Here is a 15023-nt window from a genome sequence, read left to right as displayed (position 1 = left end):
GGGCGAGGTGGAAGTCCTGCGTGTCTTCAACAACAATGTCGTGCTCGCCCGCAACGGGAACGGCGGTGAAGTCATCGCCACCGGTAACGGCCTTGGCTTCCAAGCGAAACCGGGGCAGAAAATCGACCAGGCCAAGGTTGTCCGCGTCTTCGTACCCGACGACGGGCGCGACGCGGACAACTTCGGGGCGCTGGTGGCAGCAATTCCCCCCGAACACCTGCTTCTGGCGGACCAAGCCCTGGAGATCGCCCGGTCCGGCATGGACAGCCCCCTGAGCTCCACGACCGTCGTAGGGCTCGCGGACCACCTCAGCTTCGCCATAAAACGGTTAAGACAGGGCATCGATATCGAATACCCCCTGTGGGCCGAGGTCTCCCACCTCTACCCCGACGAACTCCGAATAGCCCAACGGATCCTCAAGCACGTCAATACCTGTCTTGAACAGCCACTTCCGGATGCAGAAGCAGTCCCGATCGCACTGCATCTGGTGAACGCCGGATTCGCGACCGGCGATCTGGCCTTCACGTATCAAATGACAGGGATCTTCACGCAGCTGTTCGAAGTCCTTGAACAGGCATACGGCCGCTCGTTTGACCGCAACACCATCAACGCAGCCCGCTTCATCACCCACCTCCGCTACTTCTTCGTCCGAGCCCACACCGGCCGACAACTGGACGAAGGCGCCGCGCGGCTCAGCGCTGCAATCCGGGAGTCGTACCCAGAGGCATTTGCCACCGCAATCAAGCTACAGGCTGTCCTGGAACTCAGGCTGGGCGAACCCCTTACCGAGGATGAGGTCACGTACTTGACCCTGCACATCGCCCGGATGGTCGACGACATCCGCGACTAACACCCGCAGACATCGCACACTTTGGCCTTGCTTTCTACCCAGACCAACTGTCCTATGCCACACTCCGGCCGCACCATGAACCAGTGAAAGGATGCCATCGACATGGCAGAACGTACCGCAACCATCGCTTCCAACACCGGCTTGCATGCCCGCCCGGCAGCGGTTTTCGCCGAGGCCGCAAGCCAGTATGAACACCTTGACATCACCATCGCCCCCGAAGGAGAGCCTCAACACAACGCAGTGGACGCCGCATCCATGCTGTCACTGATGAGCCTGGGAGCAGGCCACGGCGAAAGGGTCGTCCTACGGGCTGACGGCCACGGCGCCGACGAAGCTCTCGGCCAGCTGGCCCAAATCCTCGAAACGGACCACGACACCAAATAGCATTCCTGTGCATCAGCAACGCCGACACTAGAGCAACAAGGGGGAGGGAGCCTGGAGGTGCGCTGCCAAGCATGCAGATTGGCAGCGAGGTCAACTCGGTATCGGTTCGGGGTAGGTGACGGATTCGCGGGTCATGCGGTGTACGGGCCCGAATGTGTAGGTGTGCGGCGGGACCGGTTGGGGTAACAGGTACATCTGGGCTGGGATGCGATCAGGTCCACCCCACCGTATGCTTCTTTAGTCTTTACCTTCTGAGCCACCCTGCGGTCCGAATAGCGGCTGGCCTGAAAACTGCCGCCCTTCCCGATTTGGGGCTTGATTTCCCCGGCCGTGTACCGGCTGTGACAAAGCCTACCGGGATGTTGCGGAGTTGCGCGGACTGTGGGCGGCCCCAAGTAGTGAATAATCAGGGCGATCTGACAATCGTGCCGAACAAACGAACTCCTATGAGCGTCCTCCGGACCAGCCATCCGGTGCTGCTGCGAAGCTGTCGGTACTGGGACATGGCTGTATGTCCTGCCGTGGTCATAGGCTGCCTTTCTGCCAAGTGGGTAGGGCGGTCTACGTAGCTACGCCGAAGGCTCCGGTCGTCGAGGCTCGTCGGCTGACGATGACTCCAAACCGGGCATGCGATCGAAGCGATGATCCGTTGCGTTGCAAGGCGGCCTTCGGGAGCGGGAACCAGCGGGTATACGTGCACGGCGCCGGCGCATTCCTGAACGGTCACCGGGGCGCCGCTCTGGGCAGCGATCCGGGCGAAGCGGCGCACGTCGGGAAGGAACAAGTCCCGTGTGCCGATATAGACATCGGTCGGCGGGAGCGCGCTCATGGGACCGTTTATGGGGCTTAGTCTCGGCTGAGTCGGGTCATCGCCGCCGGCCCAGGCCGCGCCTGCCTCGATTAGTCCCGCCCGTGATAGCCACGGGTCGCGCGTATCGGCTTCGGCCACGCCTTGTCCGTTTAGGGTGAGGTCCAACCACGGTGAGATGAGGATCATCCGGGAGGGTGCAGGCAGCCCTGCCTCCGATAGCGACTGCGTCAGGCCAAGAGCCAAAGCGGCACCGGCCGAGTCGCCAGCGATGGCCACTGCGGAGGGGCCGGCAACGGCTACGAGGTCACGGTAGACCTGCGTCAGAAAGGGGTAGGCGTGCCGGTAGGTGTACTGGGGTGCCAGCCCGTAGATCGGCACTTCGACGCGGACGCCGGCATCAGCCATGGCAGAAACCAGTTCCCAGTGCTGCTGCGCGATCTCGGATATGTAAGCGCCGCCGTGCAGGTACATCGCTGCACGGTCGCCACCGGTCCGTGGCGTGACGGTCCAGCACTCGAACCCATTGACCCTGCGGCAGGTGACATTGTGTCGTTCGCGCACCTTCTGCGGGGGAGCGGAGGGCCCCGGCGGCTCGGCCATGCGGCGCCGCGCCCGCTGGGCCGTCACCATCTTCGGCTTCGCGGTCAGCCGCAGATACGCGGCAATTAATCCCATTCTCAGACTCATGCGCGGTATTCCTCCTGTTTTATGCCTGCTGATCGACTCAGGCTCCCCGCGGGGGCCCGGTTTCTGTGGATTGAGGTGAGCCTATCTCGGAGCACGGTCCAGTAATGCGAGGGCGTCAATCGGGCCAGGGCATCGAGTAGGTGCACATCGACGCGGTCTGCGCCTGCTCTCCTGCGGCATCTGCGGATTCACCGGGATCATCAGCCACGAACTTCAGGACACCGGCGTGTCCGTCACAGTGGTCCGTCCTCCAAGGTCAGCGAAAGGGGGCTGCGGCTAGAGTCGAGGCACGACCGCCGCACAGTCATTGGCGAAAAGCCGGTGGACCTGTGAAGACGCCGAGAATGACGACAGAAAACGGCCTCCTCTGCAGACACTCCCCCGGCCATGTGGAGAGCCGATAGTGGAGATTCCGTAAAGCTGAGGACACCAGGCGAAGTGGCGTCTGCAGCAGCGCGGACTGCGCCGCCTGTCAGGTTGGGGGGACCCATCTGCACGGCGACCCTAATTTAGGGGAGGTGCGCACTTTTCGGTCCTGTTGTAGGTGACCGCCAGTGGACCACGGCACCCGCTCTTCCCCGGTCTCGGTCGCCATACTCCTTGAATCCGTTCACGCCCCCGGAGCGTTCCGCTGCGCTGTTCGTCCATCTCTTGTCGACTGAAGCGGAAATACTTCCTGTGACGCTCAAAGAATGTCCCCTCGGCCATGACCTTCGTCATGCTGGCGCCGCTGATTTCAGCGATTCTGTCGATCGTTTCCTGCTCCTCAATGAGCACGAACCGCCACGGCTGGCTGTTGAACTGGGACGGTGCCGCGGCCGCCACCTTCATCAGTAGCTGCTGGTGTTCTTTGCTGACCTTATGTGGCAGGAAGGGTCCGTTAGTGGTTTTGCGATTGAAAACGACTTCGAGAAATTCCATTCAGTACCTACCTCGAGGCAACGAGGACGCTGATCAGAAAGAACGGGGTGGCAGTGACGGCAATCGCGGCGTGCCGGATAAGGCTTGAGGAACCGAGGGCGGGCAGTGCCGCCAGTGGCAAGGCGGCCGGAAGCAGGAACCAGCCGGCAGGACTCGCCGACCACAGCAGGGAACCGGCGCCGACGGCAGCCAGGACGCAGGTGAGCACGAACAGCGCGTGATGGAGCCAACGAAAACCGGCGGTGTCGAACCAGCTCAGCGCGGTGCCGAGACCGAGCGTGCAACTAGCCAGGAAGCTTCCTCCTGCCAACCCGAACCAGAGCTGTATGCCGGCGGCCTGCACCATGCTGTCTCCATCCTTCACCTGGTCTCCTGTGCGCCTTAGCGCCGTCAGGATGGTCTTACGTCTGGCGTCCGCGATCTACCGCTGTCTGCGCTGATGCTGGTGGAGTTTCCCCGGGAGGCACTCCACCCCCAGGTGTCAGTCCGGTAATGGCTTGCTCGGCCGGGTTCGGGTTCACCGTGTCGTATTCTTCTGAAACCCGGTCGTCTTCTCGAAGTTTGCCGGAATTGGAGGGTTCTTTTTCCGGGTGTTGATCGCTCATATTCCTGGACTCCTCTTCGTCTTGAATCGTGTTTGAAGAACATTCCCTGGGCAAGGATCACGTCGGCTACGGCCACGTGGCATCTTCCACGCGTAAACACCTGCAGCGAATTCAAACTTTTTCTAATAAGCTATATTGCTTTTCCGGCATTCTTTCTCCCGGGTTTGTGCTCATGCAAATGGTCGGCTGCAAGGGGCCTGTCCCCGCCGCGACGCAGTGTCAGCATCACCAGGCCGGCAGCCAGCAGGCAGCATGCGAGGAAGATGGACGTGGCAAGGAAGCTGCCGTGGGTGACGTCCTGAAGGTAGCCTCCCACGTAGGGTCCGACGAATCCGCCGAGGTTGCCTACCGCGTTGATCAGTCCCATTGCGGTGCCAGCCACGGCGACCGGCATGGCACGGGACGCGGACGCCCAGAAGGGGCCGTCGTAGGCCAAAGCTCCGGCGACGGCGATGCTTATGAGGGTGACTGCAAGGAACGGAAGGTTGTCCCCGGTTGCCACGGAGATCACCAGGGCAACGGCACCGACGGCCATCGACAGGAGCACATGGGTGGAGTAATGGCCGGAGCGGTCCGCTGCCTTGGCGTTGTACCAGAGTCCGAACATCGCCAGCACGTATGGAATCGCGGTGATCAGGCCAACCTCGACGGAAGAGCCGGAAGTGATCGTCTTGATCACGTGGGGGAGCCAGATGTTGATGCCGTAGAAGCCGATCTGGATGAGGAAGTACACCAACGTCAGCCTCCATACCACTGCGTTGGACAGTACGTGGCGAAGCCCCAGCCTTTCCTGTTGTGGATGTGTTGCTGCGTCAGCAGCAAGTCCCTTCTCGATGTACTCACGTTCCTGGACCGAGCACCACTTGGCTTCACGGGGGTGATCGGCGATGAGGGCCCACCAGAGGGGTGCAGCGATGACGAACGGGAAGATGCCTTCAATGATGAACAGCCAGCGCCAGTCCGAGTAAGAGAGGATCCAGCCGGAGAGGGGCGCTGTGATGATGGAAGCGATGGCGATGTTCATCATCCAGAACGCGTAGGCCCGAGCCCGTTCAGCGGCAGGGAACCAGTGGCTGATCAGGACAAGGATCGCCGGCCAGATCCCGGCCTCGGCAACGCCGAGGAAGAAGCGCACCACGAGTAGTTGGGTGAAGTCCTGGATGAAGCCGGAAAGGACGGCCAGCACACCCCAGATGAGCACCATGATGCCGACGAACTTCTTCGCGCTCCAGTGTTCGGCGAGGTGACCGCCGGGTATCTGCAGGACGAGGTAGCCGATGAAGAAGATGCCGGCGGCCAGTCCCTGCTGGGCGGCGTCGATGCCCAGGTCCTGGTGGAGGCCGTTGAGGGCGAACCCGATATTGGTCCGGTCCATGAACGAGATGATGTAGACGATGATTGCGACGGGAATCAGCCGCTTCCACCGGGCATTTCCCACCGCGGGGGCTGACGTGACGTTGCGTGCCATCGGAAGTACTCCTTGCGCAATATGGCTTATCAGATAGCGCCCCAGCACGCTGATGCTCTCCCGCGGACCCAGACGGGCCAGCTTTCCGCCGCAGGACGGAACGAGCGGGACTTTGCGGGGGAGCCGTCAGCACGGCGGTGGAATCCAACCGCCGCCAACCTGTCGGCGGGCCCTCCCACGCGAACCATGCTCTTATTCAACGGCAATTGTTGCGTATACGCAAGGAATACGTTAGGGCTTTACCGAAGGTTTATCTCCTGTCCCGCTGTCCACGGCCGCCGGAGTGTTGGGGGCTGGGCAGGGGAGTGTTGCTGTGGTGTGAGAGCCCCTGTTCGAGTTGCAGGGCGCAGTGGATGAGGGGAAAGTGGCTGAAAGCCTGGGGTGTGTTTCCGAGTTGCCGATGGTTCCGGGGGTCCCATTCTTCGCTGAGCAGGCCCACGTCGTTGCGGAGTGTGAGCAGGCGCTCGAAGAGTTCGACGGCCTCGTGGCGGCGGCCGATGCCCAGCAGCGCGTCGACGAGCCAGAAGGAGCAGGCCAGGAAGACGCCTTCGGTGCCGGGGAGCCCGTCATTGCTCGCTTCCGGGTGGTAGCGCAGAACGAAGCCGTCTTGGGTGAGGTTTTTTTGGATTGCCTCGACAGTGCCGATGACGCGGGGGTGCTCGTGGGGGAGGAACCCGACGCGTGGGATGAGCAACAAGCTGGCGTCGAGTTCAGCGCTGCCATAGGACTGGACGAAGCTGTTGCTGTTTTCGTCGAAGCCGTGGGTCATGACGTCGTCGTGGATCTGCTTGCGCAGCGCCGCCCAGCGTCTATCCGGTCCGGGAAGTCCGGATTCCTGGACGGCCTTGACCATGCGGTCCGCAGCGACCCAGGCCATGACCTTCGAGTGGGTGAAGTCGCGGCGCGGCCCGCGCATTTCCCAGAGCCCGTTGTCGGGCTTGTCCCAGGCGCCTTCCAGGTACTCCATGAGGGCCACCTGGATGTCCCAGGAATCATCGGTGGTGCCGGGGTCGGCGGCGCGGGTGAGGGCCAGGCCATCGAGCACTTCGCCCCACACATCCAGCTGCAGCTGCGGGGCGGCTGCGTTTCCAGTCCGGACCGGTTTGGAGCCTTCGTATCCGGCCAACCAGGTCAGTTCAGTCTCGGGCAGGCGGCGGGTGCCGTCGAGCCCGTACATGATTTGCAGCTCGGCCGGGTCACCTGCCACGGCGCGGAGCAGCCACTCCCGCCAGGCTGCAGCTTCCGCGGTGTAGCCGCAGGCGAGCAGGGACTGCAGCGTCAAGGTTGCGTCCCGTAGCCAGCAGAACCGGTAGTCCCAGTTGCGGCTGCCGCCCGGGTCTTCGGGCAGCGAGGTGGTGGCCGCGGCGACAAGGCCTCCGGTAGGGGCATAGGTGAGAGCCTTGAGGGTGATCAGAGAGCGCTCCACGGGCTCCTTGTACTTTCCCTCCATCTCGCTGCGCCCGATCCATTGCTCCCAAAATCTCTGGGTGGAGGCCAGGGCGCCTTCGGGGTCGGCCCGGCCCGGGACGGGCTTGTAGCTGTGCGCCCAGTGCAGGACGAACGGGATGCGGTCCCCGGCCTTGACCGTGAACTCGCTGATGGTCCGCATGTCCCGGCCCTCCAGTGGGGCGGGGGTACGGAGGTAGGCGGCGTCCGGGCCGGCGATGGCACTTAAGCCATGCTCGGTGCGGCGGACCCAGGGAATGATGCGGCCATAATCGAAGCGAAGGAGCAGTTCCCCCTGCATGGGGACGCTGCCTTTCAGGCCCTCCACGATACGCACCATGTCCGCGGAGTCATCGCGGGCGGGCATGAAGTCAGTGACCCTGACGCTCCCTTCCGCGGTATCCCATTCTGTCTCCAGGATCAGCGTGCCGGGCCGGTAGCGCCGCCGGGTGCAGTTCCCGGCGCCGGTTGGGGCCAGGAGCCAGCGTCCCGCCTCGGGGGAGTCCAGCAGGGCCGCAAAGCAGGCCGGCGAGTCAAAATTCGGCATGCACATCCAGTCAACGGAGCCGCTGCGGGCCACCAGGGCTGCCGTATGCAGATCGCCCAGCATCGCATAGTCACTGATCTCAGCCATCAGACACCTTCCCCTCTCATACCCTGATCCAGCTGTCGGTGTGTGCGCCGGCGTCTGAGCGCCTGGGCTACCAAAACGGCGACCCCGATAAGAACAGCAGCGAGCATGGCGCCCGGGCCCTTGGACCTGATCATGGCCCGGGAGCGCCAACTGTGGTGCGTGCCGTGGGCATTGGCGTTGGTTGCGTGGTGGGCCGGGATGTCCCAGTCAGTTGGGGAAGGGAAAATCCCCGCCGGAAGCTTTTCCTGCCGCAGGCGGCGCCGGAGGGAAAGCCTCCGGCGCACCTCTTCGTTGGGGGCAGGCATGGTGTTGTCGGCGGCAACCGCCGCCGGAAGGTCAACGATGTACGGCTCCCCATGGAAAGCGGAGGACGCCACGGACTCCAGCCACGTACCTGGTGGGCATTCAACTCCACGGGCGGCGAAGGCTGAACGCAGCATGGCCTGAATTTCGTCCAGGCTTTTGCCCCGGGCGTCCGGGGTCACTTCAAAGATCGCCAGTTGCAGTTGGAGCTTTTCGTTCACCATGGGGTCGATGGCATCCGGGTCCTGCCCGGTCGGGTCCGCGCTCAGCGGCTCTGTCCCGGCGGGTTTCCTGCTGCTCGCAGTGGTGCTCATGTGGTTCCTTTCAGTCATGGTTCAGCCGCCTACCTGGTCCACTGTGAAGGCGGCCAGGAAGCCGACGGCGGCGATCAGGCCGGTGAGGATGTGGTGTTCCTCGAAGGCTTCGGGGATCATCGTGTCCGCGAGCATGGCCAGGATCGCCCCGGCGGCCACGGCCGTGATGAAGGCGACGACCTCGGCTGGTGCGTCCTGCAGGACCAGGAATCCGATCAGGGCCGCGAGGCCTGACACCACGGCGATGCCGACCCACACGCCGAACACGTACTTGGCGCTGCGCCCTGCTTTCTTCATTCCTGCTGTGCTGGAGAGGCCTTCGGGCACGTTGGAGATGAAGACGGCGGCCAGCATGGCTGGGCTGACTGCGCCAGCTGTTACCAGCCCGACCCCCAGAACCACCGATTCCGGGATGCCGTCCAAAAGGGCCCCTATGGCGATGGCGGTCCCGCTGCCTGGCTTCTGCTGTTCTGACGGCTGTTTCCCGCCCGAACGCTTGCGGTGTTTGGCGCCTTTGAAGGCGAGGACGGCGTTAGCGGCCACATAGACCACGGCACCGGTGGCAAAGCCGCCGATGGTCGGCCAGAGGCCTCCCCCGTTGACGGCCTCCTGCACCAGTCCAAAGGCGAGGGCCGAGATCAGCACGCCTGCGCCGAAGGACATGACGGAGGACACCACCTTGGAGGGGATCTTCCATTTCCAGGCCAAACCGCAGCCCACCACCAGGGCGCCTCCGGCGATGGTGCCCCACATCCAGGCCTGTAACCATTCGGGCATCATTCACGACCCTCTGTCGGTCGCCGGCCTGCACCAGGGCACAGGTTTGTCATCTGCCAGTCCTTTCGTTTCCCACGTGCGTTCACTGGACCCGGTATTGGCGGGCGTCGGTGCTGCGGAAGGCCAGCCCGTTGCCGGGAGCATCCGCTGGCCGGACAGACCCGCCGCTGGGGTCAAGGGTCCCGTCAAAGAAGAGGTTTTCGATGCGGACGTGGTCGTGGAACCATTCCAGGTGCCGGAAGTTGGGGGTAGCGGCGGCGACGGCGGCGCTCAGGTGGGGTGCGCAGTGCCCGGAGAGCTCAAGGCCGTGCGCGGCGGCGACGGCGGCGACGCGCAGCCACTCGCTGATCCCGCCGCACCTGCTGACGTCCGCCTGCAGGCAGTCGACGGCTTCCGCGCTGCACATCCGCCAGAAGTACTGCAGACCCGTGCCATATTCCCCTGCCGCCACATCGGCGTCGACAGCGGCACGTACCGCGCGCAGTCCGGGGAGGTCATCGCTGGAGACCGGTTCTTCGAACCAGGTCACGTTCTCCTCGGCAACCTGGTGCATCACCCGGATGGCCTGCTTGGCGGTGTAGGCACCGTTGGCGTCCACGAACAGTTCGGTGCCGGGCCCCACGGCGGCACGCGCCTGGCGGATGCGGTCCAGGTCCCGCGGGACGTTGGTTCCCCCGTCCTGGCCAATCTTGATCTTCACCCGCGGAATCCCCTGACCGTGGGCCCAGCCCTGGAGCTGGGCCTGCAGCTGGTGTTCGGTATAGGTGGTGAACCCGCCGCTGCCGTAGACCGCCACCGTGTCCCGGACTGCGCCGAGGAGCTTGTGCAGCGGCAGCTCCAGCAGCCCTGCCTTCAGGTCCCAGAGGGCGCAGTCGACGGCGGACACGGCGTAGGACGCCAGACCGGTCCGGCCCGGGTTTCGCACCGCCCGGGCCATCGCCGCGGCCGCGGCCGGCACGTCCAGGACCTCAACGTCCTGCACGGCCGGGCCCAACAGGTCTTCCACCAGGGCAGCTACCGGTGCCGGGGCGTAGGTCCAGCCCAGCCCTGTCGTCCCGCCGCCGTCCGCTTCCACCAAGACCAGGGTGGTGGAGTTCCAGCTGTAGGTGCCGTCCGCTTCGGGCGCGTCGGTGGGGACCGTGTAGGCGGATGCCCGGACTGCGGTGACCGGGGTGGCGGCGGCGGGCATGGTTCAGCCCTCCTTGTGCGGCAGGAATTCCTGGATCTTGGTCTTGACCCCCTCCTTCACCACGCCCCAGGCACTGTCGTCACCCTTGACCATGGCTTCGGCCGTCTTCCGCGCCTGCTCGAAGGTGGCGTGCGGCGGGATCGGCGGAATGTCGGGGTCGGTGCGGACGTCAAAGACGGTGGGCCGGTCCGCGGCGAGGGCCTTCTCCCAGGCCGGCCCCACGTCGTCGGGATCCTCAACGTGGATCCCCTGCAGCCCCAGGCTTTCGGCGAAACCGGCGTAGTCGACGTCGGGCAGGGCCTGGGACTCGCGGAAGGCGGGCACGCCGCCCATGGCGCGCATTTCCCAGGTGACCTGGTTGAGGTCGTTGTTGTGCAGGACGGCCACCACCAGCCGCGGGTCATCCCATTCGCGCCAGTAGTGCTTGATGGTGATGAGCTCGGCGAGCCCGTTCATCTGCATGGCGCCGTCGCCGGCGAAGGCGATGGCGGGCCGGTCCGGGTGGGCAAACTTGGCGCCGATGGCGTAGGGGACGCCCGGTCCCATGGTGGCCAGGTTGCCCGAGAGCGAGCCGCGGACGCCGTCGCGGAACTTCAGCTGCCGCGCGTACCAGTTCGCTGACGAGCCGGAGTCGGCGCTGAGCATGGCGTTCCCGGGCAGCCGGGTGGAGAGTTCGGCGAACAGCCGCATGGGGTTGACGGGGTTGGCACTGACCATTGCTTCGTCGTGCATGGTTTCCCACCAGCGGCTGATATTTGACTGCAGGTTTTCCTGCCAGGAGCGGTCCTGCTTGCGTGCCAGGTAGGGGATCAGGGCGCGCAGGGCGGTGGCGGCGTCGGCGATGATGTTGAATTCGTTGGTGTAGCGCAGCCCGATCATTTTCGGGTCCACGTCGATCTGCACGCCCCGGGCCTGGCCGGGTTCGGGCAGGAACTGCGTGTACGGGAAGCTCGAGCCGACGGTCAGCAGGGTGTCGCAGTCGCGCATCATCTCGTAGCTGGGCCGGGTGCCCAGCAGCCCGATGGAGCCGGTGACGTACGGCAGGTCGTCCGGCAGTGAGTCCTTGCCCAGCAGCGCCTTGGCCACCCCGGCTCCGAGCAGTTCGGCCACCTCCCGGACCTCGGCGGCCGCGCCGCGCGCGCCCTGGCCGATCAGGATGGCGACCTTGGAGCCCTCGTTCAGCAGCTGGGCCGCACCCCGGATGGCCTCATTGTCGGGCTGGATGTCGGGCCAGCGGAAACCGACGCTGGAGGGCACCATCTTGAATTCGTGGGTGGGGGCGGCGTATTCGAGTTCCTGCACGTCGGCCGGGATGATCACGGCGGTGGGAGCGCGCTGGGTCTCGGCGATGCGGATGGCGCGGTCGATCACGTTGGGCAGCTGTTGGGGAACGGTGACCATCTGGACGTAATCGGACGCTACGTCCTTGAACAGGGTCAGCAGGTCCACTTCCTGCTGGTAGGACCCGCCCATGGCGCTGCGGGCCGTTTGCCCTACGATGGCCACCACGGGTACGTGGTCCAGTTTGGCGTCGTAGAGGCCATTGAGCAGATGGATTGCCCCCGGACCGGAGGTGGCCATGCAGATTGCCGGCTGCCCGCTGAACTTGGCGTAGCCCACGGCCTCGAACGCGGCCATCTCTTCGTGCCTGGCCTGGATGAATTTCGGCTGGTTGTTTGCCTTGCCGAAGGCGGCGAGGATGCCGTTGATGCCGTCTCCGGGGAACCCGAAGACCTTGTCCACGCCCCACTCACCCAGGCGGGAGAGCAGGTAGTCAGCCACTGTCGTTGCCATGATCAGTCTTCCTTCGTGTTCATCGGGGCGCCACGGCGGGCGCCTTGGACCAGGACACTGGCGGCGCGGGCCGCCAGCGCCATGATGGTCAGGGCCGGGTTGGCGCTGCCCTGGGTGGGCAGGACGCTGCCGTCGGTGACCAGGAGGTTGGGGACTGCGAAAGTGCGCAGGTTCCTGTCCACTACGCCGGTATCCTCGGTGGCTGCCATCCGGGCGCCGCCCACCAGATGCGCGTAGCGGTTGATGGTGATGACCTCCTGTGCCCCGGCAGCGGTCAGGATCTGCTCCATGACCTGCTGGGCGGCGGACATCAGCTGCCGGTCGTTGTCGCACTGGCTGTAGCTGAAGCAGGCCACGGGGATGCCGTGGCGGTCGGTTTCCTCCGCCAGTGTCACCCGGTTGCCCTCGAGGGGGAGGAACTCGCACAGGGCGCCCAGGCAGGCCCAGTGCGGGTAGTCGCTCATGTACCGGCGGAGGGTCGGGCCCCAGTGCCCCTGCGCGGCAACATGCTCGGCCCAGGTAATCGGCAGCGGGGACACGCACTGGATGGAGAACCCGCGCTTATAGGGTTTGGTGGAGTCGGTCTCGTAGAAGTCCTCGGTGCTGGCTTCCGGGGGAGGGGCCTTCCACATCCGCACTTCGGCCTGGAACCGGCCCGCGGTTTGGGGAGCGCCCTGGACCATCAGGTACCGGCCTACCTGGTCGAAGTCGTTGCACATCCCTTCCGGAAAGCGCGGTGACACGGAGTTCAGCAGCAACCGCGGGGTCTCAATCGAGTAACCGGCCACGGCCACCATCCGGGCCCGCTGGAATCTTTGGACGCCGCCGTGGACGTATTCGACGCCGGTCGCCAGCCCGGTGCGTTCGTCGAATCCGATCCGGGTCGCCATCGAGTCGGGCCGGATTTCAGCGCCGTGTGCCAGCGCGTCCGGGACATGCGTGATCAGCGGGGATGCCTTGGCGTTGACCTTGCAGCCCTGAAGGCAGAAGCCGCGGTAGATGCAGTGCGGCCGGTTCCCGAACCGCCCGTTGGCAATGGCCACCGGCCCCACCTTTGCCGTGATGCCGCAGGCGTTGGCACCGCGCAGGAACAGCTCACCGTTGCCGGACACCGGATGCGGGCGGTGGGGGTAGCCGTGCGGGTCGCCCCAGGGCCAGTGTTCGCCGGAGACGGGCAGTTCGGCTTCGATGTCTTCGTAGTACGGCCGCAGGTCCCCGTACTCCAGCGGCCAGTCTGCGCCCACACCGTCCGCAGTGAAGGTCCGGAAGTCGCTGGGGTGGAAACGCGGTGTGTAGCCGGCGAAGTGGACCATGGATCCGCCCACCCCGCGGCCGGAATTGTTCGACCCCAATGGCACGGGGTCCGTCCCGGTGATGACCCGGGGTTCGGTCCAGTACAGGTGGTGGGACCCCGCTTCATCGCTGACCCAGTCCCGGTCCGGTTCCCAGAACGGTCCTGCGTCCAGGGCCACGGCACGCCAGCCCGCGCGTGACAGGCGCTGCAGCAGTGTGGCGCCACCTGCTCCGCAGCCCACGATGACAATGTCCACCTCATCCGTTTCGCCGTAGCGGCGCATGTCCTCCCGCAGCCGCAGGTTGCTGCCCGGCCCGGCAGGGAGCAGCCAGGCCGATTCGTTGCGTTCGCGGACCCGGTTCACCGGTCTGCCCCGTGGGTTGGGTCCGCGTCAGGGCGGACGTCGCGCACCTCGAACGGTTCCAGCCGGTCCACGCCCAGGTTCTTATAGCCCCGCGGGTACGCCGGGCCGGCAAAGCCGATCTCGTCCCACGCCAGCGGATGGGAGTAAAACGCGGTGCAGGCGTACCGCGTCCACAGGCTCCACACCCGGTCCGCCGGCAAGCCGTGCCAGAGCTCCCGGTCCAGGTCGCAGATGTCCTGGAGCAGTTCGGCCTGCTGATCCGGATCCAGCAGCGCGAAGGTACAGCTGCCCCGGGTGCCGGCTTCGCTGTCCAGCGCCGCGAGCGTAACCCGCCACGCCTCGCCGTCGCGCGGCATGTTGTCATAGTGCCAGCCATCGGTTTGCTCCTCCGCCAGCCGGGCGCCCACCATGTTCACCACCGGCACGCGCGGTTCGCCGTGCTGGTCCAGCAACAGCTCGAACAGGGCGCGGGCGGCGGCCTCTTCCACTGGCGTGAAGAAACGGATGTCCGGTGGCATGCCCAGGCGTGATTCGACGACGGCGGCAGTGGCCTGGTCCCAATGCCCCGCCTGGGCAAGGGTGCTGAAGCCCGGGTAGCGTCCGCCGCCGTCAGACACTTCCAAGGGCAGCCCGGTCATGGTTCCCGCCTGAGGACTGAGGCCAGCACACCCATCCCACCCACCATGGTGACCAGCAGCGGTGCGAACAGGGGCGGACCCATCTCCAGGTTGTAACGCAGGTTGGACAGACCGCCGGGCTTCTGCCGGATGCCCTGCAGATGCAGCCATGTGCCCTGCAGGCCATTGGCGATGATGGCCGCACTGGCCAGCGGGAGGGCCGTCTTGGCCATGCGGCGGCTGAACACGCCGGCCACTCCCGCGGCGGCACCCACCGGGCCCAGGGCCACCGGGACCCACATCCACTTGTTGCCAAAGCTGGCCTTGTCATGTTCAAGGTAGATTTCCGCGGCCGTGACCAGGGCCCCGGCCGCCGTCAAGCCTGACAATGAGCGTTCAAACCGGCCGGTCTGCACGTTGCGGATCAACCGGTCGATGCCGTTGACCGTGCTGCTGACCGGATCTGCCGGATGTTGCGTCTTCATGATTCTCCTTCATGCCGGCTGACCAACAGGTGAGGGAAGCGGGCAAACTTTGCGGGGTAGCAACTATTGGAGGAAACTGG

At 65.2% G+C, this 15023-nt stretch carries 15 protein-coding genes; 2 read left to right on the top strand and 13 right to left on the bottom strand.

Annotation, left to right across the window (positions count from 1 at the left end; genetic code table 11):
* The first annotated feature begins 7 nt into the window (after window positions 1-7).
* Window positions 8-850 carry a PRD domain-containing protein gene (locus QF031_RS10925; protein WP_307427731.1) on the top strand — a complete coding sequence of 281 codons (843 nt, stop codon included), beginning with the start codon at window positions 8-10 and terminating at the stop codon, window positions 848-850.
* 102 nt (window positions 851-952) lie between these two features.
* Complete coding sequence (locus tag QF031_RS10920) at window positions 953-1234, top strand: HPr family phosphocarrier protein (RefSeq protein WP_307427729.1); 282 nt, start codon at window positions 953-955, stop codon at window positions 1232-1234.
* Window positions 1235-1640: 406 nt separating this feature from the next.
* Here QF031_RS10920 and QF031_RS10915 read toward each other — a convergent pair whose 3' ends face one another.
* From QF031_RS10915 to QF031_RS10855, 13 genes are all read right to left on the bottom strand, one after another.
* Window positions 1641-2732, bottom strand: a complete 1092-nt coding sequence (locus tag QF031_RS10915) for an alpha/beta hydrolase fold domain-containing protein (protein ID WP_307427727.1) — start codon at window positions 2730-2732, stop codon at window positions 1641-1643.
* Between the two features lie 504 nt (window positions 2733-3236).
* Window positions 3237-3653 carry a nitroreductase family protein gene (locus tag QF031_RS10910; RefSeq protein WP_370874507.1) on the bottom strand — a complete coding sequence of 139 codons (417 nt, stop codon included), beginning with the start codon at window positions 3651-3653 and terminating at the stop codon, window positions 3237-3239.
* 7 nt (window positions 3654-3660) lie between these two features.
* On the bottom strand, window positions 3661-4017 hold the full coding sequence (locus QF031_RS10905) for a hypothetical protein (protein WP_307427725.1): 357 nt from the start codon (window positions 4015-4017) through the stop codon (window positions 3661-3663).
* A gap of 37 nt (window positions 4018-4054) precedes the next feature.
* Window positions 4055-4258 carry a DUF6480 family protein gene (locus QF031_RS10900; RefSeq protein ID WP_307427723.1) on the bottom strand — a complete coding sequence of 68 codons (204 nt, stop codon included), beginning with the start codon at window positions 4256-4258 and terminating at the stop codon, window positions 4055-4057.
* Between the two features lie 130 nt (window positions 4259-4388).
* Window positions 4389-5726, bottom strand: a complete 1338-nt coding sequence (locus tag QF031_RS10895) for an MFS transporter (protein ID WP_307427721.1) — start codon at window positions 5724-5726, stop codon at window positions 4389-4391.
* A 250-nt stretch (window positions 5727-5976) separates the two neighbouring features.
* The gene (locus tag QF031_RS10890; RefSeq protein ID WP_307427719.1) at window positions 5977-7806 is read right to left on the bottom strand and encodes a glycoside hydrolase family 15 protein; all 1830 of its coding nucleotides are present in this window, start codon (window positions 7804-7806) and stop codon (window positions 5977-5979) included.
* Window positions 7806-8423 (bottom strand): hypothetical protein, encoded by a 618-nt coding sequence (locus QF031_RS10885; RefSeq protein ID WP_307427717.1) that lies wholly within the window; start codon window positions 8421-8423, stop codon window positions 7806-7808. Before QF031_RS10885 ends, QF031_RS10890 begins: the two co-directional genes overlap by 1 nt.
* A gap of 21 nt (window positions 8424-8444) precedes the next feature.
* Window positions 8445-9200, bottom strand: coding sequence for a ZIP family metal transporter (locus QF031_RS10880; RefSeq protein WP_307427715.1), 756 nt, complete (start codon window positions 9198-9200; stop codon window positions 8445-8447).
* An 82-nt stretch (window positions 9201-9282) separates the two neighbouring features.
* Window positions 9283-10389 (bottom strand): enolase C-terminal domain-like protein, encoded by a 1107-nt coding sequence (locus tag QF031_RS10875; RefSeq protein WP_307427713.1) that lies wholly within the window; start codon window positions 10387-10389, stop codon window positions 9283-9285.
* 3 nt (window positions 10390-10392) lie between these two features.
* Window positions 10393-12183, bottom strand: coding sequence for a thiamine pyrophosphate-requiring protein (locus tag QF031_RS10870; RefSeq protein ID WP_307427711.1), 1791 nt, complete (start codon window positions 12181-12183; stop codon window positions 10393-10395).
* A 2-nt stretch (window positions 12184-12185) separates the two neighbouring features.
* On the bottom strand, window positions 12186-13841 hold the full coding sequence (locus QF031_RS10865; protein ID WP_307427710.1) for a GMC family oxidoreductase: 1656 nt from the start codon (window positions 13839-13841) through the stop codon (window positions 12186-12188).
* Window positions 13838-14479 (bottom strand): gluconate 2-dehydrogenase subunit 3 family protein, encoded by a 642-nt coding sequence (locus QF031_RS10860; protein ID WP_307427708.1) that lies wholly within the window; start codon window positions 14477-14479, stop codon window positions 13838-13840. The genes QF031_RS10865 and QF031_RS10860 overlap by 4 nt, the downstream gene beginning before the upstream one ends.
* A complete protein-coding gene (locus tag QF031_RS10855) occupies window positions 14476-14943 on the bottom strand; it encodes a hypothetical protein (protein ID WP_307427706.1) in 468 nt (155 codons plus the stop codon). The genes QF031_RS10860 and QF031_RS10855 overlap by 4 nt, the downstream gene beginning before the upstream one ends.
* Window positions 14944-15023 lie beyond the last annotated feature (80 nt).

Origin of the sequence: Pseudarthrobacter defluvii, from assembly GCF_030816725.1 — a bacterium.
GTDB classification, from domain to species: Bacteria; Actinomycetota; Actinomycetes; order Actinomycetales; family Micrococcaceae; genus Arthrobacter; species Arthrobacter defluvii_A.
Note: the sequence above shows the minus strand (reverse complement) of the source record. Positions and strands in the feature narration are given on the sequence as shown.